General features: G+C 43.9%; 26 protein-coding genes and 1 pseudogene. 13 read left to right on the top strand and 14 right to left on the bottom strand.

The window, feature by feature from the left end:
- Window positions 1-12: 12 nt before the first annotated feature.
- Both ACJB0T_RS14980 and ACJB0T_RS14975 read left to right on the top strand, forming a co-directional pair.
- Complete coding sequence (locus tag ACJB0T_RS14980) at window positions 13-462, top strand: TetR/AcrR family transcriptional regulator (RefSeq protein ID WP_479294363.1); 450 nt, start codon at window positions 13-15, stop codon at window positions 460-462.
- 278 nt (window positions 463-740) lie between these two features.
- The gene (locus ACJB0T_RS14975; RefSeq protein ID WP_006069926.1) at window positions 741-1,232 is read left to right on the top strand and encodes a VOC family protein; all 492 of its coding nucleotides are present in this window, start codon (window positions 741-743) and stop codon (window positions 1,230-1,232) included.
- Window positions 1,233-1,695: 463 nt separating this feature from the next.
- On the opposite strand, the gene ACJB0T_RS14970 is transcribed toward ACJB0T_RS14975, so the two are convergent.
- Window positions 1,696-2,175, bottom strand: coding sequence for a YehS family protein (locus ACJB0T_RS14970; protein ID WP_088878683.1), 480 nt, complete (start codon window positions 2,173-2,175; stop codon window positions 1,696-1,698).
- Window positions 2,176-2,489: 314 nt separating this feature from the next.
- On the opposite strand from ACJB0T_RS14970, the gene ACJB0T_RS14965 reads away from it, so the two are divergent.
- A complete protein-coding gene (locus ACJB0T_RS14965; protein WP_479294360.1) occupies window positions 2,490-2,717 on the top strand; it encodes a hypothetical protein in 228 nt (75 codons plus the stop codon).
- Between the two features lie 272 nt (window positions 2,718-2,989).
- On the opposite strand, the gene ACJB0T_RS14960 is transcribed toward ACJB0T_RS14965, so the two are convergent.
- Complete coding sequence (locus ACJB0T_RS14960; RefSeq protein ID WP_479294359.1) at window positions 2,990-3,649, bottom strand: hypothetical protein; 660 nt, start codon at window positions 3,647-3,649, stop codon at window positions 2,990-2,992.
- A 134-nt stretch (window positions 3,650-3,783) separates the two neighbouring features.
- Here ACJB0T_RS14960 and ACJB0T_RS14955 point away from each other — a divergent pair, with 134 nt between their 5' ends.
- Window positions 3,784-4,311 (top strand): DNA mismatch repair protein, encoded by a 528-nt coding sequence (locus ACJB0T_RS14955; protein WP_479294357.1) that lies wholly within the window; start codon window positions 3,784-3,786, stop codon window positions 4,309-4,311.
- Between the two features lie 40 nt (window positions 4,312-4,351).
- A pseudogene (locus ACJB0T_RS14950) lies at window positions 4,352-4,692 on the top strand (LysR family transcriptional regulator); the annotation flags it as partial.
- 141 nt (window positions 4,693-4,833) lie between these two features.
- Here ACJB0T_RS14950 and ACJB0T_RS14945 read toward each other — a convergent pair.
- The 4 genes from ACJB0T_RS14945 to ACJB0T_RS14930 all read right to left on the bottom strand — a co-directional run bounded on the left by ACJB0T_RS14945 (window position 4,834) and on the right by ACJB0T_RS14930 (window position 8,095).
- Window positions 4,834-5,343 carry a S66 peptidase family protein gene (locus ACJB0T_RS14945; protein WP_479294355.1) on the bottom strand — a complete coding sequence of 170 codons (510 nt, stop codon included), beginning with the start codon at window positions 5,341-5,343 and terminating at the stop codon, window positions 4,834-4,836.
- The gene (locus ACJB0T_RS14940) at window positions 5,330-5,866 is read right to left on the bottom strand and encodes an LD-carboxypeptidase (RefSeq protein ID WP_479294353.1); all 537 of its coding nucleotides are present in this window, start codon (window positions 5,864-5,866) and stop codon (window positions 5,330-5,332) included. Before ACJB0T_RS14940 ends, ACJB0T_RS14945 begins: the two co-directional genes overlap by 14 nt.
- Before the next feature lie 147 nt (window positions 5,867-6,013).
- Window positions 6,014-6,928: an ROK family protein gene (locus tag ACJB0T_RS14935; RefSeq protein ID WP_479294351.1), complete on the bottom strand. Its 915-nt coding sequence runs from the start codon at window positions 6,926-6,928 to the stop codon at window positions 6,014-6,016.
- Window positions 6,929-7,048: 120 nt separating this feature from the next.
- Entirely contained in the window at window positions 7,049-8,095 is a 1,047-nt protein-coding gene (locus ACJB0T_RS14930; protein WP_479294349.1) for a LacI family DNA-binding transcriptional regulator, read from the bottom strand.
- 225 nt (window positions 8,096-8,320) lie between these two features.
- Here ACJB0T_RS14930 and ACJB0T_RS14925 point away from each other — a divergent pair, with 225 nt between their 5' ends.
- From ACJB0T_RS14925 to ACJB0T_RS14910, 4 genes are all read left to right on the top strand, one after another.
- Window positions 8,321-9,487 carry a glycoside hydrolase family protein gene (locus ACJB0T_RS14925; protein WP_479294347.1) on the top strand — a complete coding sequence of 389 codons (1,167 nt, stop codon included), beginning with the start codon at window positions 8,321-8,323 and terminating at the stop codon, window positions 9,485-9,487.
- A 58-nt stretch (window positions 9,488-9,545) separates the two neighbouring features.
- On the top strand, window positions 9,546-10,535 hold the full coding sequence (gene dctP / locus ACJB0T_RS14920; RefSeq protein WP_479294345.1) for a TRAP transporter substrate-binding protein DctP: 990 nt from the start codon (window positions 9,546-9,548) through the stop codon (window positions 10,533-10,535).
- A 65-nt stretch (window positions 10,536-10,600) separates the two neighbouring features.
- The gene (locus ACJB0T_RS14915; RefSeq protein ID WP_479294343.1) at window positions 10,601-12,544 is read left to right on the top strand and encodes a TRAP transporter large permease; all 1,944 of its coding nucleotides are present in this window, start codon (window positions 10,601-10,603) and stop codon (window positions 12,542-12,544) included.
- Between the two features lie 116 nt (window positions 12,545-12,660).
- Window positions 12,661-14,295 (top strand): heparin lyase I family protein, encoded by a 1,635-nt coding sequence (locus tag ACJB0T_RS14910; RefSeq protein ID WP_479294341.1) that lies wholly within the window; start codon window positions 12,661-12,663, stop codon window positions 14,293-14,295.
- Between the two features lie 88 nt (window positions 14,296-14,383).
- On the opposite strand, the gene ACJB0T_RS14905 is transcribed toward ACJB0T_RS14910, so the two are convergent.
- The 6 genes from ACJB0T_RS14905 to kdgR all read right to left on the bottom strand — a co-directional run bounded on the left by ACJB0T_RS14905 (window position 14,384) and on the right by kdgR (window position 20,059).
- Window positions 14,384-15,160, bottom strand: coding sequence for an IclR family transcriptional regulator (locus tag ACJB0T_RS14905; RefSeq protein ID WP_479294339.1), 777 nt, complete (start codon window positions 15,158-15,160; stop codon window positions 14,384-14,386).
- Window positions 15,161-15,171: 11 nt separating this feature from the next.
- The gene (locus tag ACJB0T_RS14900) at window positions 15,172-16,479 is read right to left on the bottom strand and encodes a TRAP transporter large permease (protein ID WP_479294337.1); all 1,308 of its coding nucleotides are present in this window, start codon (window positions 16,477-16,479) and stop codon (window positions 15,172-15,174) included.
- A 6-nt stretch (window positions 16,480-16,485) separates the two neighbouring features.
- The gene (locus tag ACJB0T_RS14895) at window positions 16,486-16,995 is read right to left on the bottom strand and encodes a TRAP transporter small permease (RefSeq protein WP_479294335.1); all 510 of its coding nucleotides are present in this window, start codon (window positions 16,993-16,995) and stop codon (window positions 16,486-16,488) included.
- A 71-nt stretch (window positions 16,996-17,066) separates the two neighbouring features.
- Window positions 17,067-18,050 carry a TRAP transporter substrate-binding protein gene (locus ACJB0T_RS14890; protein ID WP_479294333.1) on the bottom strand — a complete coding sequence of 328 codons (984 nt, stop codon included), beginning with the start codon at window positions 18,048-18,050 and terminating at the stop codon, window positions 17,067-17,069.
- Window positions 18,051-18,072: 22 nt separating this feature from the next.
- Complete coding sequence (gene kduI, locus ACJB0T_RS14885; protein ID WP_479294331.1) at window positions 18,073-18,906, bottom strand: 5-dehydro-4-deoxy-D-glucuronate isomerase; 834 nt, start codon at window positions 18,904-18,906, stop codon at window positions 18,073-18,075.
- A gap of 370 nt (window positions 18,907-19,276) precedes the next feature.
- Window positions 19,277-20,059, bottom strand: coding sequence for a DNA-binding transcriptional regulator KdgR (gene kdgR / locus ACJB0T_RS14880; protein WP_479294329.1), 783 nt, complete (start codon window positions 20,057-20,059; stop codon window positions 19,277-19,279).
- 256 nt (window positions 20,060-20,315) lie between these two features.
- Between kdgR and kduD the strand changes: the two genes are divergently transcribed.
- The 3 genes from kduD to ACJB0T_RS14865 all read left to right on the top strand — a co-directional run bounded on the left by kduD (window position 20,316) and on the right by ACJB0T_RS14865 (window position 22,341).
- Window positions 20,316-21,077 (top strand): 2-dehydro-3-deoxy-D-gluconate 5-dehydrogenase KduD, encoded by a 762-nt coding sequence (gene kduD / locus ACJB0T_RS14875; RefSeq protein ID WP_479294327.1) that lies wholly within the window; start codon window positions 20,316-20,318, stop codon window positions 21,075-21,077.
- 16 nt (window positions 21,078-21,093) lie between these two features.
- Complete coding sequence (locus ACJB0T_RS14870) at window positions 21,094-21,621, top strand: YgjV family protein (protein ID WP_479294325.1); 528 nt, start codon at window positions 21,094-21,096, stop codon at window positions 21,619-21,621.
- Between the two features lie 84 nt (window positions 21,622-21,705).
- Window positions 21,706-22,341, top strand: coding sequence for an RpiB/LacA/LacB family sugar-phosphate isomerase (locus tag ACJB0T_RS14865; protein WP_479294324.1), 636 nt, complete (start codon window positions 21,706-21,708; stop codon window positions 22,339-22,341).
- Window positions 22,342-22,772: 431 nt separating this feature from the next.
- Here ACJB0T_RS14865 and ACJB0T_RS14860 read toward each other — a convergent pair whose 3' ends face one another.
- Both ACJB0T_RS14860 and kdgK read right to left on the bottom strand, forming a co-directional pair.
- Window positions 22,773-23,396 carry a bifunctional 4-hydroxy-2-oxoglutarate aldolase/2-dehydro-3-deoxy-phosphogluconate aldolase gene (locus ACJB0T_RS14860; protein ID WP_456055216.1) on the bottom strand — a complete coding sequence of 208 codons (624 nt, stop codon included), beginning with the start codon at window positions 23,394-23,396 and terminating at the stop codon, window positions 22,773-22,775.
- A 14-nt stretch (window positions 23,397-23,410) separates the two neighbouring features.
- Complete coding sequence (kdgK, locus tag ACJB0T_RS14855) at window positions 23,411-24,340, bottom strand: 2-dehydro-3-deoxygluconokinase (protein WP_479294322.1); 930 nt, start codon at window positions 24,338-24,340, stop codon at window positions 23,411-23,413.
- 434 nt (window positions 24,341-24,774) lie between these two features.
- Here kdgK and ACJB0T_RS14850 point away from each other — a divergent pair, with 434 nt between their 5' ends.
- Window positions 24,775-25,893 carry an AI-2E family transporter gene (locus ACJB0T_RS14850; RefSeq protein WP_479294320.1) on the top strand — a complete coding sequence of 373 codons (1,119 nt, stop codon included), beginning with the start codon at window positions 24,775-24,777 and terminating at the stop codon, window positions 25,891-25,893.
- The last annotated feature ends 102 nt before the right edge of the window (window positions 25,894-25,995 follow it).

Raw genomic sequence — 25,995 nt, 5'->3', positions numbered from 1 at the left:
TCGTTAACGAGTATGAAGACCCGCGATAAGATCATTCAAGCCAGCTTGAAGCTATTCAATGAGAAAGGCGAACGCGCCATTACCACCAACCATATTGCCTACGTCCGTGATTCCTTTGTTCCGGTATCCAGTGATACACCTGCGGAGGTTTACCTGCATCAAGCCTACTTGCAAGCGCATGATGTATTGGTCGCCAGAGCTCATGAGTCGGTGCTCAATCTGCGACGCGACGGGTTTATTGTCATCGACGACGATCAAATCGATGAGCTAATTGAATTGATGTGCGTCGTTGGTGGCTTCTGGGTGAGCTATTTAATGGCAAACTCCGTGAGCAAGTCGATAACCAAAGCCGATGTGAATCGAGGCGTTGTTAAGTTTATCGTTCTATTGTGGCCTCATAGTACCGATAAAGGGAAAGAGGTGCTGACTAAGTTGAAATTGAAATCTAAGACGGTGGGTTAGTTGAACTCAGTCACGTAAATCAGTTTCGAGACGCGCTGAATGAGATTCCCTTTTTCAAGGGAATGACGGTAATCTTGACGAAGGCTTGAAGCACGAAACGGGGTAAAAAGAAATCACCTTATCTTAGTTGTAACAAATAGCCTTGAAAGATTGGTATAATTTTTTGTTATCATTGTTATTATCATTGATAATTTTTCATTTTGTCGCGCCATCCCTATACTTCTCCACATCGAAACGAAACACGAAACAATTAATCAAATCAGTTTTTGGAGAAAGTTATGAAAATGAATCACGTTGGTATCATGGTTGGCGATATGGACAAAGCGGTAGAGTTTTACACTAAAGCGCTAGGTCTTCGTGTTGTAATGAACAACACTAAAGTTATTGAAGAGCGCGAATCTGCAATCGGTCGTATGTGTATTGCTGTATTTGGTGAAGGCTTTAAAGGTTTCAATATTGCTCACCTAGTGACAAATGATGGTATCGGTGTGGAGCTTTTCGAAATGGTTGACCGTGAAGAGCGTCATAACGTTGACTTCTCTCGCCTAGGTATCTTCCACTTCTGTCTACAGCTTCCAAAAGAGCAGTTTGAATCTGCAATTAAACGTGTAGAAGAGTTCGGCGGTAAAGTGCGCATGGATATTCACCGTTACCACCCAGAAGATGATTCAAAGCAAGCACAAATGGTTTACCTAGAAGACCCGTTTGGTAACTTATTTGAGTTCTACTCTCACTCTTACGAAGACACTTATGCTTCTGATTACGAGTAATGCTCTTAATTGATTAGTAAATATTTTGATGCCCACGAGATGCCAGATCTCGTGGGTATTTTTGTTATATTACCTAAATGATTTTTGGACAAATTTGTGTTACCAATGGCGCCAGTCGTGACTCGGCTAGCATGATAAAAAGTATGGAAAAACCCTATCTACGTGGCCAGTTTTAGTGAATCACTACAAAATGTCTGGAATAGCTTGACCAGAATAGGGGCTCCTAACTGGTTTAAGGTTTTAGCTTGGGTTTATCTTAGTAGGGTCATAGGGGCGGTGTGTGTCTTGATTCTAAAAGCTGGCCAGATTTCAGCGTGGTTTGATAGGTATCTACTGAAGAAAGGCAAAGAGTAGACGTGATTGTGAAGCTCTAATATCGATCTTTAACATGATAAAAGCGAGTAGCCAAATGAAATGGTTCTCGCTTTTTTAGTCAATTACCACGTTCGATTCGAGATTAAAATTACCCAGTAAACTCTTCAGAATCGGGACGATTGGTAAACTGCACACCATTTAAGAAGTCGCACAGCAGTTGGTCTTCACACTGTTTGTAGTTTTTGTTGTTTGGCTTGCGGAAATACGCACCAATTTCGTATTTACTTAAACTAATACCAACCACTTCTAATACGTCCAACACATCTTCTGCTTTCATGTCTAGCGCAATGCGCAGCTTCATGAGAATCATGTTGTTGGTCAACGCGACTTCTGGCTTAGGTTGCTCGCCGTCTTTTTTGCCTCGCTTGAGGTTAATAAAGCCATTTAAGAATACCGCTAACTCTTGATCCTTCATCTTAACGCAAGATTTGTCACTTTCATCTTTTAACCAGTTTGCCACTTTATCGTGAGCCACAGTGACTTCGGCCTGCCCGAAAGCTTTCATTATCTGCGCGTTTTTAAGGTTTAACGCGTGTTGGATACGACGTAAAATTTCGTTGTTAGTCACTAGGGATTCCTAAAATGAGTTCTAAGGGTGAATAAAAAACCATCAATTACATGCGATCTGTGGGTATCTTTATTCATTAGCGTAGTTGACGGTGACTCTAACAGAGAATACGTTTCTTCGGTAGGTTAAAAAATGGAAATAAGACGGCCTATTCGAACCAGTTAGCTAAGTTGCTAAGATCCCACTTTCATAGAAACTATGCTGATTAGAAGAAGTAGGTCAAACCACCTCACTGTGATTTGTGAGGTTGAACTTTACTGGCAAGGAATAGAGCACTGAATATCACTAACGGCCTTGGACACATGGTGAATGCGGTGGTTAAAGATCATCCTTTTTACAGTCAGACTGCAGTAATTCAAGCCGGCGCAGTCGCGACGCTACTGGCCAGTATTGATGGCGGTTTAGAGCTGAGCCCTCAGCAAATCGAATTGACGCTCGGTTACCAGTACACTAACCGTCAAAACCTACGCCTTAACGACCATAACTTCTCTGACAGTGATGCTCCGGACAAAGTATGGCTTGAATATAACTACGCCTTTTAACGCTTGAGTACTTACTAACAAGACATGGCCCCTAACTCTAAGGGTCATAAGGAGAAACCATGAAATTACCGTTACTAATGACTTTCCTCGCTGCTGTCTCATTAAGTCGCTGTACTTTAGATGAAAACAATAACTGACCCTAACGTAAGGTGGGAGGTGAAAATGGAATAACGACAGGTTATTGAAGGCATTGATTGGCAGAGAAAAATGGCTGACATCGAAGGTAACAAAGTGGTGGGATTGTCCACTCATCACTGGGTGATGACAAGAAGTTAAAAACCAGTCGAGTACTTAGCCTCAATCTCGGCAATTTTCTTTTCTATATCTTTAAGTTGCTGTTTGAGCCGAATAAGCTCAGCCTTATCTTTCGGGGTGACGGTGAGCTTAATCGTTCCAACCCCACAAGCGTCTCTGGTGGCTTGGCTAAATCGAGTAAACCCAGAGAGCGATACCGAGTATTCAATAAACTGACTTTGGTCTTTGTTGGAGGCTCGGATATCGACAGTGCTGCCTTCCTTACTTTGTAATATCAGTCGATTGATTAGCGCCAAGTTTTGCTTGTCGGCCCTCACAAATCCTGACTCTTTGCTGTTTGAGAATAGTTGCCCTTCAAAGGCTAGCGGTTTGTTGTCGTCGACCTTAAATACCAAATCCACTTTGGCGTTTTCTTCATCCAAGTCTTGAGCAAGACCGAAGGTGATGAGCAACTTCGAGCGATCATCGCAGCGAATACCGTATGTGGTAAATTTATCTTCAACCAGATCACCAAACCCCCACACCCTGTGGGTTTCGATGCGGTCAAATTTATCAATATTGTGCTCGTTGAACCAGCTCGCGCTAGCTGCGAAAGGGGTGGAAGCAACAACGATGAAAATTAGTTGATACAGGGTCAGTTGGTACATTTTTACTTGATGCATAGACACTTGATACATGGCCACTCGGTTGGTCTCACTCGGAGAAATCTCAGTAACACTGTTATAAGGTTAGGTACCTGATTGATTTTATGCCAGTTGTGTGACGAATCACGATTGTTGCCTACACTGAATAAAAACAAAGGGAGATAAGGATGACACGAGCATTACTGCCGCCAGCTTGGGTGATGGTCTCTATTGGTCTTATCCTTAATGTGATGGCGATTGTGCTTTCAAGCCAAGTACTGGACAGAATGTCGAGTGATATTGCTTTAATACAAGAACGTAAAGAGGCAAATCTGTATTCGATGCAGCTTGCGTGGAACCAAGTAGAAACTCTGGAAAGAAAGCGCGAAGCATTGCTTCTGCACCTTGATGGTGATGATATTGATACTGATATTGCGGATATGTTGAGAGGGCACCTATCTCAATGGGTGACCGCTCAAGTTCCTCCGATTCATCGTAAGCACCTGCCTGAATTGATGGCTATGATCAATAGCGCGCAAGATACGCAGCGTGATTTGATTGATGGGCTCTATCTAGACAATTTGGAGCTTTCAGAAACGTTAGCAAGTGTCGAAGAAGATATGGCGTATTACAAAAACATCGCGGTTTTTCTACAAATTCTCGGCTTAGCGCTGATCTTAGCCCGTGATCTTTCTCGCCGATCATTGCCAAATTGATATACTCTCAGGCATAACTTTTGCTATTTATGAAATAAACATGCTTACTCGTTCTGATGATTTGGAAATATTACTCTCTGTTGTCGATAGTGGCGGTTTTTCCGCTGCCGCAGAGGCACTCGACATTCAAGTGGCGAAGGTGTCTCGCAGTGTGAGTAAGCTTGAGACCCAACTTGGGTGACGCTGTTAAACCGTACCACTCGCCGCATTGAGCTCACCGATGAAGGTCGTCAGTTTGTGGAAGGAGTCCGAGAAGGGCTGCGTATTCTTCAGCAGACAGAAGAGGAGATAGTGGCCAGAGGTGAGCTGCCAAAAGGGCGATTTAGAGTCGATGCCGCAAGCCCGTTTGTTCTCCATCAACTGGTGCCACTTCTTGAGTCAAAAAGACCACTACGACAGGACGCGCGCAAGTTAACGCCGTCTACTACCGCTCGTCGTCGGTCGCGCGTCGAATTACGGCGTTTATTGAGTTTATCCAGCCTAGACTATCGCTGTAGTTTGCTCAGGGGGGCCGCTATCTTATCACGCTAAAGTCTGGGTAATTGAGCCAATGTGTTCCTCCGACTTTTCGCTCAGCGATACGGATGCTATTGCCCCGTTGATGAGTGTTAAGTTAGGCGGCTTGTGGCCAATATCGAGATCAATCATAACTGGAATAGAGAGATCGCCGAGGTATTGTCTTAGACACTCGTCATAGCTGAGGCGATTTGGGTCGCTTTCATCTGCTGCTGTACTTCGGCCTATAAGTAAGCCGTTAATACATTCAAAGACACCACGATATTTCATGCTTAGAATGGTTCGTGCCACTTCCGTTGGCGGCATCTCTGCATTCTCCAAGTAGAGAATAAGCCCCTCAGGGTGACGTTCTGACATCACTTTGAGGTCGAGGTACTCAGTGCCAAAAAGGTGTGAGAGCGTATCCCAGCATCCGCCAATGAGTCTGCCTTTCATGGCTTTACCGTGCTGCGGTTTTCTTAGCCATTGCCATTGAGTCTCAGTGTCTAGGTTTAACCCGGATTCAGGTTGGTTCACGAAATCTGGCCATTGACTGGCGTAGTGACTGAGTAAAACTTTCTCCTGACGGCGTTGCGAAATAGTTGAGAGTGTTGGAGGTAAGTGGGTCGTTTGAGCTGGGTGATAGATCCATAAGATTTGAACAATGCCCCGTTGCCCAGCCAAGTTTGTACGCAAAGGTGGCCGTTATCGTGCTGACATCGGAAAATCCCAGAATCCATTTGGGACGTGTCCGTTTGAGTTTTTCAAAATCAATCAGCGTTAATAACTCCATCGCAACTTCCCCGCCCCAAGGTGGGTAGATTGCATCGATGTTGTCGTCCAGTAGTATCGACATCAGTTCTTCGGCTCTTTGCTTTGCCGAGCCACTGACATGTTTACCTTGGTCGTACAGGCAGTCTCCAACCACTATGTTAAAGCCCTGCGACTTGAGGTGGTTGGTAACGCATTCAAAGCGCGCGTTATGTTTGGGTGAAATCCCGGATGAGAAAGCGGTGATACCGAAGGTACTGCCTTTTTGTAATGGCTTGGGATATTTCATGGTCAACTACTTGGTAAGACATTGGATTGTTTACAATATCTAATCAACGATCTAAGCACAACCGTGACTCTTGTCCCTATTGATGGCGTTAAAGAGGGGTGTCTTGATGTCACCCCAAATACAGTAAGATCGTTACGCTGATAGGTACTATCTAGCGAGCATCGCTGCGCCGCGAACGCCACTAGAGTCACCAAATCGAGCTTTGGTCACCTGAGGGAATCGGTCGCGTTTTAAACTCAGGTCTGACAGGCGTTGATTTAGTGCAGGGTAAAGGGCGTCAAAGTTTGATAGCCCGCCACCAAGTACGATGACGTCGGGGTCATAGGCGTTGACGAAAGGAGCGAGTGACAACGACAAAAGATCTAAAAAACGCTCAACAAAAGCGACTGCGTTTGGTTGTTTTTGTTGGTAGTCATGGATGATTTCCGGTGCTTTTTTGCTTTCATTGAAATAAAAGCGGTAAAGATCCTCAAACCCAGTACCGGATAGATAGCGGTCTAGGCAGCCTGTCGCGCCACACTCGCATTTAAAAATCGGTGTGCCTCTTGTTGAGCAGGTTAATGTTTGTGCTGCTTTGAAGCTTAATGGGGTATGGCCCAGTTCTAATGCCAGTTGGTTAGCTCCGCTATAACTTTTGTGTTTGATAGCCAGTCCAGCGCCAAAACCTGTCCCCAAGATTAGACCCAAGACATGATCAGAATACGAAAGCTGATCGTTAATCGCCTCAGAAAGTGCAAAACAGTTCGCATCGTTGTCGATACGGATAGTTCGTTGTAAGCGTTTTTCAATGGGGCCGCGAATAGCTCGGCCATCGATACAAGGAATGTTGGGAGCAAAGATAGCCTGGTCGACACTGGACTCTGAGCCAGGAATACCAATCCCGATACGACCTTTACAATCGAGGCTTTCATCGGCTTGCTCAATAATGTTGACGACAGCATCGATAAACTTATCGAAGCTATTGGTCGGTGTTGCTAACCTGATCTTTAACTTTTCGTTCAATTCATTGTCGTAGGCGCGCAATTCAATTTTCGTCCCGCCGATATCTAAACCGTACAGCATAATATTCTCCATTCGATCTTTAATATAGCAAGCAGCTTTCGTTGTTGACATTGTCGCGCGCTCAATAGAATGAACCCGTCGATTAGACTTGTTTCGAGAAGCTGCTTGGGTATAAATAAGTTAGTTGTTACTCACTATGAGTGATGTTGACTCTCGTTCAATTAGAGTGACTCTTGATGAAATGCGCGCTCCAGCCGTACTAGGGCTATTGGATACTTGAACAAGGGTATTGAGTGCTATCGTACATAAATCAGACACTTCACTCGTTATTGTCGTAAGTGAGGGGGTGTTGAATCGACCAGCTTCAATATTATCAAAGCCGACAACCGCGAACTTTTCAGCAGCATTGATACCCAGCTCTTCGAGTGTGTCCGTTAAACTAATTGCTATCATGTCACACATGCAGACGATAGCGGTATAGCCATCAAGTTCGCCTGATTCAATTAGGGATGGAAGCAGACGATTGGCAGCAAAATCGATTTCTTGACGCGAATTAATAGGATCTAGCTTCTGAAAGTCAATGATACAGTCCTGTGTCGTCAAGCCATGCTCGTTCATTGCCTTTCGAAATCCTTCCTGTCGCAAGCGTGTCGTATGGTTGATGTTACTTGTTAACATTTTAATTCGAGAGTGCCCTTTATCAATCAACAGTTTGGTCGATTGATATGCCCCGAGATAATAATCCGGTGATACACTTGATATTCCGCACTTAGGGTCAATACCATTGATGATTACGGCCGGAAGTTGATGTTCTTTAATGACATTCAATATGTCCGTATCGTCGACACCTAGCAATACGACTGCGCTTGCTTCTTTAAGCTTCTCGCTAAAAATATGCAATGAGCGAGGGACTCTAACTAATCTGACTTTCAAGCCTAATTCATGGGCTTGGCTTTCCATTGCACTGAACAAGTTACCGTAAAACGTATTACCGCCCGTTGCATTGAGCTGATTCTCGACAATGACTGTAATTTCGTCGTAAGCGACTTGCCATTTAACATTGGCATTTGGACGTTGATAACTTAGCTCGTCTAAAACCGCCTCTACCTTTTGTTTTGTCGCTTCGCTCACGTACGCGCTTTTATTGATGACTCTTGAAACCGTTGCTTTTGAAACTCCGCTCATCGAAGCAATGTCATCAAGGGTTATGCCTGCATTTATTCCCATGTAGTTAAACCTTAAGCTCTAACAAAACTAATACATCCATATCATACCCAGTACAGAGGTGTTCCTACCAAAAAAAAGAGTAGTTCCTCCATGAAACGTGATGGTACTTACATGAAACGTTTCATGAAAGATAAGATGTTTCACAGGGTGTAACAGATCACATTTTTCCATAATTTGAGTGTGTATATTTATCTCAAAGTTTGAAAGCAAGGTTGTACAGACAAAATGAAAGAATTTGAACACATCAACGGCGATATCCTAAATAGTATTGAGCGCAACATGCCGCGCATAGGTATCAAGAACCCGATGGTTGGTTATAGCCCAACGGAATTTAAATGGCGTTACCCAGAAAACATTTTTTGGACGGATTCATTTTGGACAGGAGAGCTTTGGTTAGCGTATTTGCAGACAGGTGAGCAGAAGTTTAAAAACCAAGCTCGTATGAGAATGGGTCACTTAAGCAAAATTTTGGACAACCCATTACTAATGAACCACGATTTGGGTTTTCAGTTCTCTCTAAGTGCAGTTGCCGACTATAAATTAACGGGTAACCAAGAAGCTCGATCCATCGCGCTACGTGCAGCTGAAGCGCTACGTAATCGATTTAACTGGAACGGAAACTATCTAGTCGCTTGGACTGCAGGCTGTGAAGGCAAAGAGCACGCAGAGAAAATCCAAGGAAAAATCATCATCGATTGTATGGAAAACCTTCCACTATTGCTTTGGGCATATCGTGAGACAAACGCAGAGTCTTTCAAAACGGTTGCGCTTGCTCAAGCGGAAACAACATTGAAGCACATTGTTCGTGATGACTGGAGTACGTTCCATACCTTCGACTTTGATACAACGACGAATGAACCCATTCGCGGCTGCACTTATCAAGGTTACGCAGACGACTCTTGTTGGAGCCGCGGTCAAGCTTGGGCAATTCATGGCTTTGCTCATCTTGCAGACGTTGAGAACTGCGAACGTTATGCGGATGTGAGTGCCAAGCTTCTGGATTATGTGATTGAGAACATCACCGACGACCTAGTGCCAATTTGGGACTACCGTCTTCCTGCACATGAACCTCAGTACAAAGACTCTTCTGCTGGCTCAGTGACAGCAGCTGGTGCACTTCTTCTCGCTTCAGTTTATGAGCGCATGGGTAATGAAGAGAAAGCAACTAAATACCGTGAATTTGGTTTGGCTATGCTAACGGCACTTCGTGAGCACTGTGATATTACCCATATCGATGAAGCTCAAGGCTTACTTTGCAAAGCTGCGTCATTTGTTCATTTCGCACATGAAAATGACTGTGACTATCAAGCGAATTCTATGTTGCCTTACGGTGACTACTACTACTACGAAGCAGTGCTTCGTGCTCAAGGGCACACAGAACTGTTCTGGTAAACAATAAGAGGTAGGACTCTGCCTACCAACCCCCTACAAAAATGGAAAGGAAATATCCATGAAACTAAAAAAACTTGCAGCACTAATGCTAACAGGCGCAGTGGCGTTGACTTCAGCGAGCGCGATGGCTAAGACTTATAAATTGGCATCCAACGTTCCTGCTGATGGTCCTCCAGGTCAGCTACTTCAAGAGTTTGCTTCGCGTGTTACTGAAGATACCGATGGCCGAGTCAAAATTAAGGTTTTTGCTAACGGCACTTTAGGCGGCCAAGCACAATACCTACAACAAGTGCAAAGTGGCGTGATCCAAATGGGTCTAGTGAACTCGGCCATGATGGAAAACATTGAACCGAAGTTTGGTGTCTTGAACTTGCCTTATATCTATCGCTCATTCGATGAGTTTAAGACGGTGATGGACAGTGATCTAATTCAAGATGAGCTGTTCTCTTCAACTGCAGACAAAGGTTTTAAGATTGTTGGTTTCCTAGATAATGGTCCACGTAGCATCTATTCGACTAAACCAATCAATTCTGTTGATGACCTAAAAGGCTTAAAGCTCCGAGTCATGTCGAGCCCTACTTACATCGAAATGCTTGAGCTAATGGGTACAGCTCCAACGCCGCTTGATTTCTCCGAAATCTATTCAGCGCTTCAGCAAGGTATGATCGATGGTGGTGAAGGCGGTCTTGGCGCTCTGTGGGAAATCAAGTTTGGTGAGCACGCAAAATACGCAATTAAATCTGAGCAAACTCGCATGGTTGACCTGATTGTCATTAACGACAAAGCACTTTCTAAAATGAAGCCAGCTGATGCTGATACGGTCAAACGTATCATGAAAGATGTGACCGAGAAGTCTTACGATGTGGTTCGTGACCAAGAAGCTGAGTCTTTGAAACTGGCTCAAGAGAAACTTGGTGTGAAGATTGTTGAAATTGACAAAGCACCACTAGTCGCGTCAATGGCTCCTATCTATGAGCGAGCTATGGAAGACCCAGACAAGGGCCCTATGTTGAAGAAAGTATTTGAACTACAGGGTCGCGAATTTTAAGCCCCTAGATAACATAAAAAGGGGGCCTAGGCTCCCTTTTACGTATTCAACCAAAGGATGTTGTAATGGCTGAAGTAATGAATAAGACACCGATTGATGAGTGCCCTGAAGTATCGGGTTGGAAAAAGTCAGTAGTTGGTGCATATAAGCGTTTAGATTCCGTGATGTCAGCGGTGTTGATTGCACTGATTTCTATAATGAGTGCTTTGATTATATATCAAGTATTTACGAGATATGTTCTAGGCTCAGCGAGCGGTACATCACAAGAGCTTCTTATTTATTCGATGATTTGGCTGGCGTTTCTAGGTAGCGCGGTGTGTTTTGGCAAGGGCTCTCATTTAAGTCTTCCACTCTTATTTGACGCGCTAACACCAAAAAAACAAAACGTGATTACGATGCTAAACGGCACACTAGTTTGTGCTTTGGCGGTGATTATGATCGTTGGTGGGCTTGGAGCTGTTGAAAAAAATGCCAGCTTTATGACGCCAATGATGAAAGTGTCTATGTCAGTGCTGCAATCTATTCTTTGGATAGCTGGTGGCATTACGATCGTGCAACAGATCGGTCGAGTAATAGAGCAAATCGGTTTCAATAAAGAGCTGGCAGTAAGCTTTCTAAAATCTAGTTTGATTTTGTCTATCATTGCGCTGTTTTATTTTCAATTTCAGTCATCAGAGTACTATGAATATTTGGTAGATGAACATATTGAGATTACATCTACTATCGTACTATTTACCGTTTTCTTTGCATTGTTGGCGATTAACCTACCCATTGCCGTAGGACTTGCATATTCAGGCTTAATTGCAATGTCATTGCAACTTGACTCTGAAATGTTGATCATGACCTCAAGTGAGAAGCTATTCAGTGGTTTGGAAAGCTTTGGTTTCCTAGCTCTCCCATTCTTTATTCTTGCTGGTAACTTGATGAACCAGGGTGGTATTGCTCGACGTTTAATTGAGTTGGCTTTACTCATTGGTCGTAAAATTCCGGGAAGCTTGTGGCATTCGAACGTCATAGCAAACATGCTGTTCGGTTGCCTGTCAGGTTCTGGCATTGCTGCTGCCACTGCTATTGGTGGTGTAATGACGCCGATGGCAAAAGAGAAGGGCTATGATATGTCAGTTACGACTGCTATCAACGCGGCTTCTGCACCAACTGGTATGCTTATTCCACCAACAGGTGTGTTTATTATTTACTCCATGATTACTGGTGGTAGTGCCTCTATTGCAGCTATGTTCCTTGCTGGCTATATTCCAGGGTTAATGATGGGGCTTTCAGTCATTGTAGCTGCTTATTTTTACGCGAAACGACTGGGCTATAAAACAGATACTGAATCGAAGTCACTAAAATCAGTATTAGACACTGTCTGGAAAACAGTTCCAAGTTTAACCATGATTGTCGTGATCATTGGCGGTATCTTGACAGGTGTGTTTACTGCGATAGAAGCGGGTGGTATCGCTGTTTTGTATAGCTTAGTGTTATCGCTGTGTTATCGCACATTGACTTGGTCTTCTCTTGCAAAAACACTTCGTGACTCTGCAATGATGTCTTCGGTGATCCTTTTCCTGATTTCATGTTCAGGCTTGATGAGTTGGAGTATGACATTCGCCAGTATTCCAGACACCATCGGTGAGTTGCTGATCACTGTATCAGAAAACAAGATTGTTCTGTTGCTACTTATGAACCTGACTTTGTTGATGGTCGGTATCTTCATGGATATGGCTCCTGCACTATTGATTTTCACACCAATTTTCTATCCTGTAGCGATGTCATTGGGTGTGGACCCTGTTCAATTTGGTGTCATTATCGTTTACAACTTATGTATGGGCTTGATCACTCCTCCGGTTGGTACTGTGCTGTTTGTTTCCTGTAGTGTCACAGGTCAAAAAATTACAAGTATTGTGAAACCACTGTTGCCTATCTTCTTCTTGCAGTTTATAGGACTCATGCTGATTACTTATTTCCCAATATTTACCATGGGTCTACCAAAACTATTTGGTATTAACTAACCAATTAAAACCAGTCTAATATTACCCCCACTTTCAATGGCATGCAGTCATGCCATTGAAAGGCGTTACCACATCTTAAAAAATCCATTACCCTAAAATAAATAAGAGAAAAAGTTGTGAAAAATAAGAACTCTAACTCTCTACACACCATGAGAAAAACGGTTATTTGCTTATCATTATTAGCAACACCAGGATTTGCACTTGCAGCAAATGATGCTTCTTGTCCTCTCTATCATGTAGCTATCGACCGAGCGTTTGATGACGGTGAGAATGACGGTCATGGGCCGGAATATACCATTGACCATAATTTATTGGATGGCTCTCGCTGGTCTTCCCCTGGCCAAGGTAAACAAATTACTTACGATTTAGGTCAGTCTAAGCCTATCAATCAAATTGATATTGCGTTTTTCCAGGCAGAAGTTAGAAGCACCTTCTTCGAACTGGATGTTTCAGATGACGGTAAGCAGTGGCATCGCGTGCTTGATAAAACCCAATCGTCTGGCAATAAAGCAGGATTTGAGGCGTTTCCCTTTGAAGCCACTAAGGCCCGATATGTTCGTTTGACCGGTTATGGTAACTCCAACCCAGACTCCGCTAAATGGAACAGCATTTTAGAAGCTCGAGTGATGAGCTGTACTGAAGATCCTGCGCTAGAAGGGCAAGAGATCAGCTACGTACTTCCAGCAGAGTTAAGTCCGAAAGATCAAAAGCTTTCCGGTGAAGAGGTGACATTCCGACCAGCGTTGTACGGTCATGCGACGGTTTATCCGGACAACCAAATTGTTGATGAACAGTTTTCAATTCTCGGTAATGATGCGCCAAAAGGTGTGCTTTATCGTGATGAGACTACAGGTGTGGATGGGTCTCCGGCCTATCAGTTCCGCCTAAATGCAGGTCGTCGTATTGAGTTGAGCACTGCCTATGTGACTGAATCAATGGCAAAAGAATATGATGCTGAATTTATTGAGACTCTTCGAGATATCGAAGACTTATATAGACTCGCGAATCTTGGTGACTACGGCGATACCATCACCTATGAATGGAGCATTCGCTTTCCAAACCTGCCGCAAAATGGCCACGAAGGTATCATTGCTCAGTGGCATGGACGTCCGGATAAAACCTTGACTCGCGATCCCGAAGGCAACATTAAATACAATACGCCTCAAGAGATGGCAGAGCTACGCAAAACCATGGATATTTCAGCAGAAGTAGACCAAGGCGTTGGCTATGTAAAAGGGACTAAGGAGCCAAATGGCTGGTATGTTGATTCTTACCAACGTCCAATAGGCGAGCTTATGGTCTCCGATGGCTATCTGTATCTGTTCTTCCGTAATGACCCGCATCGTTTATCAGGTACCGATGCAGACTCTCCCGTTCCACACCCAGGTAAACATCCACTTCCTTACACAAAACTGGGGAATGGCGTTTCTGCTACCATCGTATGGGAGCGTCCAGTATCAGAGCTTAAAGCTGATGAATGGATGAACTTAAAGCTAGAAGTGAAGTATGCGACCTATGCTGACAAGGAAGATCGCGTCCTTGAAAGCGGCCATGCAAAGTTTTGGGTCAATGGTGAGTTAGAGGCAGATTACCAAGGTCCAATCGGCAAAAATGACAAGTTTGCGCCTTACTACCAATTTGGTGTGTATACCGGAAAAGGCATGCAGATCGACCATTCTAACTATAAGTTCTTTGTTAATGGTGAAGCGTGGTTTGGTCCAACTGGCCCAAAGAAGGTAGCTAGCAACTAATAGTAGAATATACATTCTATAACTAAAGAAAAAACACCCACTGTATTAGCACTGGGTGTTTTTTCTTTAATGGGGCAACTTAGCCTTGTTAAGTTAATAGAGAAATTGGTGTAATTCTTCTGCCGATGGCTTGGCATACGTCAAGCAGCTTGTCTTTGGTCGTATCGACACTATCAACAGCGTGGTGAACAGCTTCTGAATCTAGAGTGACATAAGGCACTGTCATCACAGCCATTAGCTTTGAACCTAAATAGATTGGAGCACTGATATTGGTAATCCCTGAAATTTGTGGGCTTTGACCAATGAAGTAGCCTTGCTTCTTTGTATTAGAGGTCTGGCTTAGCGCTTTTAGTATTTCTGATTCGGTTGCCCTACTTTGCTCTAAAATGAGTTCTTGTTCTGGGCTGAAGCTGAGTAACACAATGCCAGAGCCAGATGAACAGACATCCAATTTAGCACCTACTTTCAAGCTAAAGCCCATTTTGTATGGGCTTTCCTCTCTGGCCACAACAACAAGATTAAGATTGTCGTACATCGCGATATGGCATGATTGGTTCACTTGTTCACTAAGCTCTTTCATCAATGGCTTTGCAATATCCAACAACAATGACTGTGGAGGATATTGGTTGGCAACAGAGAACATTTTCATCGAAAAAGCATATTCGCCTGTGTCTTCACAATAGCTAACATAACCACGGCGAACTAACACCGACAGTACTCGAAAAATCTCTCCGACACTGCGCCCTGTCATTTCTGCGATAGCTTTTTTGGACATAGGCTCGATAGAGTCGGCCAATAACTCCAAAATATCTAGGCCTTTTTCTAGAGCAGGAGCGTTGTACTCCTGCCTTACTGCTTTTTCCAAGCACGTACTCCTTATTTAACTAGACCCATCATTTGAGGGATAGTCATCGAAATTGCTGGAATGTAGGTAACTGCCATGAGCACCAAGAAGATGACCGCAAAGAATGGTAGCAACGTTTTAATTACGTGGTCAATTTTAATGTCGCTAACCTTGCAGCCTGTGAATAGGATAGGGCCTACCGGTGGAGTAATCGTACCTAGCGAAAGGTTAAATACGAGTAGAATACCAAATTGGACAGGATCCATACCTAAGTTCATACAAATCGGTAGGAAGATAGGAGTAAAAATAAGCACTGCCGGCGTAGGATCCATAAACGTCCCAACGAATAACAGTACGACATTGATGATCAATAGGATAATGATTGGGTTGTCTGTTAAGGACAGTAGGGTATCTGCAATAACGCCTGGAATTTGAGTGAATGCCATCACCCAAGACATAACTGAAGAGGCCGCAATCATGAATATGACAATCGCTGTCAATTTAGCGGTAGCAAGAAGAATTTCTGGAAGTTGCTCTACCTTTAAGGCGCGATAAGCAAAACCTAAAATTAGGGAATATACAACGGCAATCGCTGAAGCTTCGGTAGGAGTAAAGATACCAGCAAGAATGCCACCAATCACAACGACGACGAGAGACAAACTTGGCAAGGCGTCGATTAACAGCTTCACACGCTCTATACCTGACATGGTGTGCTTTGTCATATAACCACGACGATATGCCATGATTCCAGCAATAAGCATGACACCGCCACCCCAAAGAAGCCCTGGCAGATAGCCACCCATAAAGAGGGCAGAAATAGATACTGAACCAGCAACAGTCGCATACACGATAAGCGTATTACTAGGTGGAATGAGCATGCCCGTAGGAGCGGAAGCTATATTAACTGCCGTACGAAATGCAGAGTCGTAGCCTTCTTTCTTTTGAATTGGGTTCATAATGCCACCAATCGCAGCGGCAGAGGCAACGCCAGAGCCACTGATTGAACCGAATAGCATGTTGGAGACTACATTCGTTTGAGCAAGCGCACCCGGGAAGTAGCCCGTAACAATTCTCGAACAGTTAATCAATCTTATCGCAATTCCACCGTTGTTCATTATATTGCCAGCTAGAATAAAAAACGGGATCGCGAGCAGTGCAAAACTATCGAGGCCGGTGAACATGCGTTGTGCCGCCGTTGTAGTTGCCCCTGCGAGCGGGAGAATGCTGAGCATAGCAGCGAAAGAAGGAAGACCAATACTAATACCGATTGGTGCACCTAAAATAAGTAACAAAATTGCGCCGCCAAACATAATCAGCGCAGCAAGAGTAGCAGCATCCATACGACTTTATCCTTTTACTCTAAGTTGTTGAAATTTATCTATTAGCTTTACTTGATTGATGGCGAAATAGATGAGAATTAACGCACCTGAAATCGGCAAAGCGGAGTAGATAACACCCATAGGGATTTCTAATGCCGAGTCTTGTTGCCACATTTGGCGGACAGACGCTTTGTAACCGCCCTGCCACATCACGATGAAGGCGAAGATAGCGATTGCCCACTCGGTGAGCATGTCGACAGCGATGCCGACCTTAGGAGAAAACTTATCGCGGACATAGCTAATCGCCATGTGTTCGCGCAAACCAAATACATAGGCGCCGCCAATAAGTACTAACCAAACAAACATATAACGAGAAAGTACCTCGCTGATAGCACTTGGACTATCAAAGACGTAACGAGTAATGACTTGGTATGTGACGAGGATCGTGAGGGTCGCCATAATAGCAATACATGCGCGTTCTACGATCCAGTCCAACATTGATTTGAGTTTATCTGTCCAGAATAACAACTTTTCCACTAGACTCTTCCTTACAAAGAAGAAAGGCTAGGCCACAAGCCTAGCCTTTCTATGTGAACCTAATTACTGAATTAGCTAAGTTCGTTAATTGCTTCAACTAGAGACTTTTGAGCGTCCGTTTTGATTAGCTTATTTTGTAGTGGCTTGCAGCTGTCTTGGAACTGTTTCACATCTACGTCTAAGAAGGTTGCACCATTCTTTTCTGCAACTGCTCGTGCATCACCGATCTTAGCGTTCCATTTTGCAAACTCATCCAGAGTAGACTCTTTTGCCAGCTTACGGATGGTCGCTTGGTCTTCTTTTGGTAGGCTATTCATGAAGTCGTCGCTGATAACAACAAGATCTGGCACCATTAGGTGAGACGTTTTGCTGAAGTAAGGAGCAACTTCGTAGTGCTTCATGTCTGCGTAGGTGATTTCGTTGTTCTCACCGCCATCAAGTACACCTTGTTGAACTGCCGTATATACTTCACCTTGGCTCATTGGTACGCCAGTGCCGCCCATACAGCCCAGCATTTCAACCATAGTGTTCGACTGCATTACGCGGATCTTGCGGCCATCCATATCTGCAACCGTTTTGACGTTATCTTTCTTGGTGTAGATATTTCGAGAACCCGCTGTATACGCTGTTAGTACTTCAAAGCCAAACTTCTTCGTTGAGGCAAATAGTTCGTCGAGTACGCCAGAAGTAAACACTTTCTCTTGGTGTTCAATGCCAGTGTAGGCAAACGGCATACCGATTGCCGTAAACGTATTGTCATAGTTCTCGATGAGTGGGTTTGCTACGACCGCCATCTGTACAGCACCTGATTGAACCAACTCTAGGGAAGCACGTTGGTCGCCTAGAAGTGCATTTGGATAAATGGTTACCTTGTACTCGCCATTGGTCGCAGTCTCCAATTGTTTGCCGAACTCAGCTAGAGCTGCGTATTGAGGGTGACTGTCTGATTGGTTGAAAGCTGCTTTGATCTCCGTAGCCGCAAATGTCATTGAGGAAACAGAAACGGTTGCACCAGCAATAGTGGTTAGGAGTGCTTTTTTCAGAGTTTTGTTCATGTTGATTTCCTATTATTATCAATTAAGCCAATGTATCCATTGGAATAAAGTCCATATCGTCGAATGTTTGGTTCTCACCTAACATTCCCCAAACAAAGCTATAATTTTGTGTGCCGCAACCCGAGTGGATAGACCAACTTGGGGAAAGAACCAGTTGCTTATCTCGTACTACAATGTGACGAGTTTCAGTCGGTTCACCCATCATATGGAAAACGGCTTGTTCCGGTTTGATGTTGAAATACAGGTACGCTTCCATACGACGTTCATGAGTATGTGCTGGCATTGTGTTCCAAACGCTTCCTGGCGCTAAGTGCGTGATTCCCAAGCAAAGTTGGCAAGTTTCAATTACGTCTGGATGCAAATATTGATTGATAACACGTTGATTCGATGTTTCTAGGGAGCCTAGCTCAACAACACGAGCTTCTTGTTGTGTGACAATTTTTGTTGGGAGTGCTTTGTGAGCAGGAGCACTCAATCCGTAAACCGTTGCTTCACCATCTTCTCGAACGATTTCAATATCTTTGGCGCCACAACCAACATAAAGAACATCGAGTGTATTTAGGTAAAAGGTCTGGGCATCAATCGTGACTTTTACTGAACCAGATAAGCAAGCAAGGCCAAGTTCACGGCGCTCTAGAAAGAATTCAGTACCGAAAGACTTACTGTCGATCCACTCCTGTAGAACCAGTGGCTTATCAGTCGGAGTAATACCCAATGCTACAGCTCGATCTATGTGGCTATAAGCGACTTTGATCTTTGACTCTTCAAACAACTCTTCAATTAAAAACTCTTCACGTAGTTGCTCTGTGGAGTATTTTTTTACGTCATTTGGGTTTGCGGAATACTTCGTTAACATAACTTTCCTTAGCCTTTAGTGATGTAATTAATGATAGTGAACATTCTTATATGATCAATACCATTCGTATATGAACGACTTTAATGGTGACCTATGACTCTAAAAAGCGTGGAAATTAATCAGAATTCTTGATAGAAATCTCATTTTGAAACGCCATTCCAAAAAAGAAGACAGTCAAAACAGTAGGTGCTTTATCTGAAGAGGTGTGATGTAGGTTGTGGTATGAAGCTACGTAAGGGACGCGTCGCGAAGAAAAAGTCAAAAGGGAAGAGAAAAGGAAGCAGTTGTGCTTTATGGCTATACCCAAATGCATTTAATTATTTGCGCGCACTTGGGTATAACTGGATTGTGTCTGTTTAGCTGTGTTCTACTACACAGGGTAGTTCTTGCAGCCTAGTGCTAGTGAAATATTTCGCCCTGCGGTATGCAGCAGCGCCACATACTCAGACTTTTTAAGTTCATCAAAGCGGATAATCGGGAATGACATTGATACCGCAGCAATGGCTTTGTCAAAGCGGTCATATACTGGTACGGCAATGCATCGCAGCCCCGGTTCTTGTTCTTCGTTATCCTCACCAAAATGTTGCTCACGAACTATACAGAGTTCTTCCCATAGTTCATCTATGTTTGAGTGGGTTCGTTCGGTATGTTTGACAAACTCTACATCTTTTAATAGCTCATAAACCTCTTTTTTAGGCAGGCCACTCATGAGAACTTTGCCAATGGCGGTACTGTAAATTGGATTGCGTCTACCAATGCGAGAATACATGCGAAGCTGGTAGCTGGAATCTATTTTGTGAAGATAAATAATGGCATTCTCTTCTAAGGCACCCAGATGAAGTGTCTCCTGCGTGACGTTGTGCACAGTTTCCATTTCTCGATTGGCCAGTTTAATTAAATCAACATGTTCTAGAGCTTTTGCGCCGACTTCAAACAGCTTGAGAGTTAAAGCGTATTTGTCCGCTTCGCCTTCTTGTTCTACGAAGCCTAGCGTTTTCATTGTTTGTAAGAAACGATAGGTCGTTGCCTTAGACATCATTAATCGCTGAGATAGTTCAGATACTCCAATTTCCTTTTGCTCGGCAAGTGCTGACAAGATGTTAAACACTTTTAGTACAGAGGATACTGCCTCTGGCTGACTTGATTTTTCCATTTTATGCTCTGAAATCAATAATTAGTTCAAGTGATTATAACGGACATCTTTCTGTTAGTCAGCATTTTCAAAATGCCATTTCATTATTTTAAAACCAACATCATGAGACTTGCTTCACTTTTTTGATAGGTTTATGTAAATAATGAACCGATGTTTCAAAAAAATCTTTCAATGATGATTTTTTTTGTGTACTGTAGTTTGCAACATAGTGAGCATGCCAATTTGTTCACCACACAATCATTAAAAGGAACGGATTATGATTCTTGATTCATTTAGTCTTGAGGGTAAAGTAGCGGTTGTTACTGGATGCGATACAGGTTTAGGTCAGGGTATGGCTCTAGGTCTTGCGAAAGCAGGTTGTGACATCGTGGGTGTGAACATTGTTGAGCCTTTAGAAACCATTGAGATGATGAAAGAGACTGGACGCAAGTTCATCGATATTCGCGCAAATTTGATGAAGTTAGACGATATTCCTGGCATCGTAGACCGCGCTGTTACTGAGCTAGGCCGTATCGATATCCTAGTGAACAATGCTGGTATTATTCGTCGTAATGACGCGATTGAGTTCTCTGAGCAAGATTGGGATGACGTAATGAACATTAACATCAAGTCGGTGTTCTTTATGTCTCAAGCAGTTGCCAAGCAATTTATTGCCCAGGGTGAAGGTGGCAAGATCATCAATGTGGCGTCAATGCTGTCATTCCAAGGTGGCATTCGTGTGCCGTCTTACACCGCATCAAAAAGTGGTGTGATGGGTGTGACTCGCCTTATGGCAAACGAATGGGCAAAAGAAGGCATCAATGTGAATGCGATTGCACCTGGCTACATGGCAACTAACAATACAGCAGCACTGCGTGCAGACGAAAAACGCAATGCAGAAATCGTAGAGCGTATTCCAGCAGACCGTTGGGGCACACCAGAAGATTTAGCAGGTCCATGTGTATTCTTAGCTTCGAAGGCATCTGACTACATCAATGGTTACACTATCGCTGTTGATGGCGGTTGGCTAGCTCGCTAGCAGGTTTAAAAGAACGATGATTGATTTGTTGCTTGTCGGTCAACTGCTTGGTTTTCTGAGTTTTGGTTTGGGCATCGCGACGTTTTACCAAAAAGACGACAAGCAACTGAAAATCTTAATGGTGGTTTTCAATATCAATCATCTGATTCACTATTTTTTACTGGGTTCGTTGGTGTCAGTGGTTGCATCGGCGTTGTCCGCAAGTCGAACGTTTGCATCGATATTTACTCAATCAAAACTCGTCGCTTGGGCATTCATTGTAGCTGCGGTGGTATTTGGTCTCTTTGTTTCTGAAGGCGTTATTCACATTTGGCCAATACTCGGTACTGCTATCGGTACTTACTGCGTATTTATGCTCAATGGTATTGCTATGCGTGTGGGCTTTCTGATTGGGGCGATATGTTGGTTAATTAACAATATCGTTGTAGGTTCGATTGGTGGGATGTTGTTAGAAGCGACATTGATCGTCACGAATTCGGTGACTATCTATAGAATGTATATTGATAGCAAAGTGGTAGTGATTCAAACGCAGTCGTCACAGTAAAAAATGAGCGTGGCGACTGAGAACGAATCAGTTATTTGGTAAGAAATTTAGAATTTGGGCGACAAAAGTCGCTGGAGATACGTTATGAAAATTGCACTAATGATGGAAAACAGCCAAGCACCGAAAAATGCAATGGTTGCTTCAGAGCTAAACTTAGTAGCTGGTGGCCTAGGTCATGATGTTTTTAATGTTGGTATGACTGATGAGAATGACCATCACCTTACTTATATTCACCTTGGTATCATGGCGAGCATTCTTTTGAACTCAAAAGCGGTGGACTTTGTCGTGACTGGTTGTGGTACAGGTCAAGGTGCGTTGATGGCGAGTAACCTTCACCCTGGCGTGGTATGTGGTTACTGCTTAGAGCCATCAGATGCATTCCTTTTCAACCAAATTAACAACGGTAATGCGATTTCATTGGCATTTGCGAAAGGTTTTGGTTGGGCTGGGGAGCTAAACGTTCGTTACATCTTCGAAAAAGCGTTTACTGGTGCACGTGGCGAAGGTTACCCAATTGAGCGTGCTGAACCTCAGCAACGTAATGCGGCCATTCTTAGCGAAGTTAAAGCTGCTGTTTGTAAAGACGTTGTAGCGTCACTAAAAGCGATTGATCAAGACCTAGTTAAGCAAGCGGTTGGCAGTGCGCAGTTCCAAGAGTGTTTCTTTGCAAATTGCCAAGTGTCAGAAATTGCTGAATACGTTCGCACTTTGATTGATTGACGCGACTCAGATTCAAGTAACCTCGAGAACCCTTGTTAGCGAGGTTACTTAGAGTCATAGCAGCACTACATGTTTATTATTCTTTTGTTGTTTGTCTTGATGTCTATATCGGGACTTTGCCAGCCAGTGTTATCACTGGCTTTTTTTTGGTTCATCGCGAATTACCGTGAGCATAAATAGAGTTAATCACTCGTTAAAGACACATTTGAACGATGTGCTTGCTAAGTGATTGAAGGTTCGAAAAAGAGTTTCTAAATTGGGGGCGGTTTCGCGATCTTTCGGTGCCAATGCATGCAAACCATAAAAGTCGAGAACAAGCGCGATGATATTCAAGAATGGTAAGCGCCTAACAGGCCGTCTCTTTGGTTGACATTAAAACAAAAAAGCCCCGCGAACTAAATCGCGAGGCCATAACCTTCATTCGGGTGTAATTAGTTAACGTGAGCAACCGCGTCTTTCACCAACTGACCAAGCTCTTCCCAACGACCTTCGTCGATAAGGTTCGTTGGAACCATCCAAGTGCCGCCACATGCCAATACAGACTTGATAGATAGGTAGTCATCGACATTCTTCAGGCTTACACCACCTGTTGGCATAAATTTCACAGGATACACAGCTGTCAGCGCTTTTAGCATACCCACACCACCAGATGGCTCTGCTGGGAAGAACTTCAATGTACGCAGGCCCATTTCCATCGCTTGCTCAACTAGGCTTGGGTTATTAACACCCGGTACGATGGGTACGTTTTTGTCGATGCAGTATTGAACGGTGCGTGGGTTGAAGCCTGGGCTTACGATAAAATCAACGCCTGCTTCAATCGCTTGATCGACTTGCTCGTTAGTAAGAACGGTACCTGCGCCAATCAGCATCTCTGGGTACGCTTGACGCATCGCTGCAATCGCGTCGGCTGCACATTCGGTACGGAACGTGATTTCTGCACATGGCATGCCGTTGTCTACGAGTGCTTTACCTAGAGGAATAGCATCTTCAACTTTGTTGATGGCAATTACAGGAATTACTTTAAGGCTTGCTAGCTGTTCGTTTAGGGTTGTCATTTGTCTTTGTCCTACTAATCAAGAGTTGGCGTTGCTGTGTTAGGAATAATAGCACCGCGGTATTGAATTACTGTGCCTGCTACTTTGTGCCCCATTGCGGCTGAGTTAAACGCGTCGCCACCGGTTAGTCGCTTAGCAAGATAACCTGCGCTGAATGAGTCACCTGCGGCTGTGGTATCAATCACGGAGTCGACTGGCTTCGGTGCGACATACTCTGCGTGACCTTCGCTAAGTACTAGACACTCTTTTGCACCACGTTTAATGGCAATTTCGCTGACACCAGCGTTTTGAGTGCGCTCGATGCAATCTTCTAGGCATGTGTCGCCAAACAAGTCTTGGTCATCTTCGAAGGTAAGCAGTGCGGTGTCGGTAAAACCAAGCATCGCAAGGTACGTGCGCTGAGCGATATCACGGTTCGCCCAAAGCTTGGGACGATAGTTGTTGTCAAAGAAGACGCTGCCGCCTTTGGCTTTGAATTTCTCTAGGAAGCTAAACAGAGTGTCACGTCCAGAGTCGGTCAAAATAGCCAAGGTAATGCCGCTTAGGTAAACCGCATCGTAATCCATTAACGATTCAACAAGAGATTGGCTTTCTGGTTGATCAAACACGAACTTGGCTGCTGCGTCGCTGCGCCAGTAGAAGAAGGTGCGCTCGCCAGTTTCATCTGTTTCGATGTGGTAAAGGCCGGGCATTTTGTCGTTTAGGCGCAACACTTGGTCGGTATCGATACCTTCGTCCAACCACGCTTTAAGCATTTCAGATGAGAAAGGGTCGTTGCCTAGTGCGGTAATGTAGCTTACTGAAATGTTGTAATTTTTCGTCAAGCGAGAAAGGTACAGCGCCGTGTTCAATGTATCACCACCGAAACTTTGCTTCAGTAGATCTTCTTTGCGTTGTAGCTCCACCATGCATTCGCCGATGATCGCTATTTTGTATTGGTTCATAGTCAAATACCCAGCTTGAGAGTAACCGGTTTAACCCGTTTTACTAAGTTTTGTGAGTCTAAATTCATATTTTACAGTTGGTTAGCTGTATCAATGCAAGTGATATAGGTACGGAATTTAAGCCCATTAACATTTGTTCTGCGCTTTTCTTTAGTACCGACTATGCAAAATGAATAGGTGGTATGAATTTATTTGAAACGTCGTTTTAATATGACCAAATCTACCAGTTCTAGGTAACGTACGGTTAGTAATATTTCTACTTTCTTCAGTTAAATGTGATTTGGGTCGAGTTTCATTTTTACGGGCGTTTACGAGAAATGTTGTTGCATAGTTATCGTATGCTTGTTGGCTATTTATCATGGACTATAGTTCAAAGGAAGTCGCTTGTTTAAAGCGACGAGTTTGATACTTTTCTTTAGCACATGGAGTGTTACGTGAACAACGACAAGGACAATCTTAAGCAAGCCTTATCCCAAGCCTTTACGGCATCCCTAATACGTTTTTCTACTATCACCTTCATTGTATTGATGTGCTGGTGGGCATTCGCTCCTTTTCTGCCCATTTTGCTTTGGGCGCTGGTTCTTGCGATTGCTCTGTTTCCAGTGCGCAATTTCTTAAAGACTAAGTTTGGTTGGACAACCAAACGAAGCTCAATTGCCATCGCTTTGATAGGGGTGTTGGTACTAGGTACACCTGTCGCTTTGGTGGGCAATTCAATCGCGGTAAAAACTCTGCAGACCTACCAAAGTTATGAGCAAGGTGATCTTCATATTCCAGCGCCTCCTCAAAAGGTGAAGGATTGGCCACTAGTTGGTGAAGATGCTTATACGGCGTGGAATGAGGCGGCGAGAGACTTGCCGAACTTTATCGATAAGTATCAGCCACAGCTTAAAAATGCATCTGCCTGGTTTGTTGATAAAGCCAGCGGTGCCGCGGGGAGTGTCTTTATGTTGATTGGTGCGGTGATCATCGCTGGTATTATGCTCGCTTGGGCAGAAGATGGCACAAAAGCGATGCGCCGGATTTTCAATAGCTTTTCCGATGAACACAAAGGGCCTGAGCTACATCATTTGACCACGGCAACCATTCGCCAAGTGGCGGTAGGTGTTATCGGTATTGCTTTCCTAACAGCAACCATTTTTGGTGCAGTCATCGCACTTGCTGGTGTGCCTGCTGCGGCGTTTTTAACGGTCATTGCTTTAGTTTTTGCGATCACTCAATTGCCTGTCACCATTATTGCCATTGTTGCTGTCGCGATGTTGTGGTCGAGTACCGATGGTTCGACCATGCATAACACTATCTTCTCTGTCTTGATTATCGCTGCTAGTTTAGTGGACAACATACTTAAACCTATGGTGCTTGGGCGAGGTTTAAGTGTCCCTATGCCTGTGGTACTCATTGGCGCCATTGGCGGTATGATGTCTGGCGGCATTCTCGGCATGTTTATCGGTGCGGCGTTTTTGACTGCGGGATATCAGGTATTCATGAAGTGGGTAGATGAAGAAAATGACGATGTGTCACCTGAGACCGAGCCAGATTCGTCTCAATATTGACCATTATTCGTCGGGGCGCTTCTTGATCAATAGTTGAAGTGCCTCGCATATTTATGTTGGTTGGGTGAAATTTAACCAGGTTTGGTAAGGTGATTTTTGTGA

Source organism: Vibrio sp. CB1-5, assembly GCF_059412285.1.
Note: the sequence above shows the minus strand (reverse complement) of the source record. Positions and strands in the feature narration are given on the sequence as shown.

Coding starts and splice junctions, on each gene's coding strand:
- ACJB0T_RS14980 (WP_479294363.1), top strand. CDS start 13: ATGAAGACCCGCGATAAGATCATTCAAGCCAGCTTGAAGCTATTCAAT.
- kdgR (WP_479294329.1), bottom strand. CDS start 20,059: ATGGAAAAATCAAGTCAGCCAGAGGCAGTATCCTCTGTACTAAAAGTG.
- ACJB0T_RS14915 (WP_479294343.1), top strand. CDS start 10,601: ATGGCTGAAGTAATGAATAAGACACCGATTGATGAGTGCCCTGAAGTA.
- dctP (WP_479294345.1), top strand. CDS start 9,546: ATGAAACTAAAAAAACTTGCAGCACTAATGCTAACAGGCGCAGTGGCG.
- ACJB0T_RS14935 (WP_479294351.1), bottom strand. CDS start 6,928: ATGCTGTACGGTTTAGATATCGGCGGGACGAAAATTGAATTGCGCGCC.
- ACJB0T_RS14890 (WP_479294333.1), bottom strand. CDS start 18,050: ATGAACAAAACTCTGAAAAAAGCACTCCTAACCACTATTGCTGGTGCA.
- ACJB0T_RS14930 (WP_479294349.1), bottom strand. CDS start 8,095: ATGGGAATAAATGCAGGCATAACCCTTGATGACATTGCTTCGATGAGC.
- ACJB0T_RS14960 (WP_479294359.1), bottom strand. CDS start 3,649: ATGTATCAAGTGTCTATGCATCAAGTAAAAATGTACCAACTGACCCTG.
- ACJB0T_RS14975 (WP_006069926.1), top strand. CDS start 741: ATGAAAATGAATCACGTTGGTATCATGGTTGGCGATATGGACAAAGCG.
- ACJB0T_RS14925 (WP_479294347.1), top strand. CDS start 8,321: ATGAAAGAATTTGAACACATCAACGGCGATATCCTAAATAGTATTGAG.
- ACJB0T_RS14955 (WP_479294357.1), top strand. CDS start 3,784: ATGACACGAGCATTACTGCCGCCAGCTTGGGTGATGGTCTCTATTGGT.
- ACJB0T_RS14865 (WP_479294324.1), top strand. CDS start 21,706: ATGAAAATTGCACTAATGATGGAAAACAGCCAAGCACCGAAAAATGCA.
- ACJB0T_RS14860 (WP_456055216.1), bottom strand. CDS start 23,396: ATGACAACCCTAAACGAACAGCTAGCAAGCCTTAAAGTAATTCCTGTA.
- ACJB0T_RS14900 (WP_479294337.1), bottom strand. CDS start 16,479: ATGGATGCTGCTACTCTTGCTGCGCTGATTATGTTTGGCGGCGCAATT.
- kdgK (WP_479294322.1), bottom strand. CDS start 24,340: ATGAACCAATACAAAATAGCGATCATCGGCGAATGCATGGTGGAGCTA.
- ACJB0T_RS14870 (WP_479294325.1), top strand. CDS start 21,094: ATGATTGATTTGTTGCTTGTCGGTCAACTGCTTGGTTTTCTGAGTTTT.
- ACJB0T_RS14940 (WP_479294353.1), bottom strand. CDS start 5,866: ATGAAATATCCCAAGCCATTACAAAAAGGCAGTACCTTCGGTATCACC.
- kduI (WP_479294331.1), bottom strand. CDS start 18,906: ATGTTAACGAAGTATTCCGCAAACCCAAATGACGTAAAAAAATACTCC.
- kduD (WP_479294327.1), top strand. CDS start 20,316: ATGATTCTTGATTCATTTAGTCTTGAGGGTAAAGTAGCGGTTGTTACT.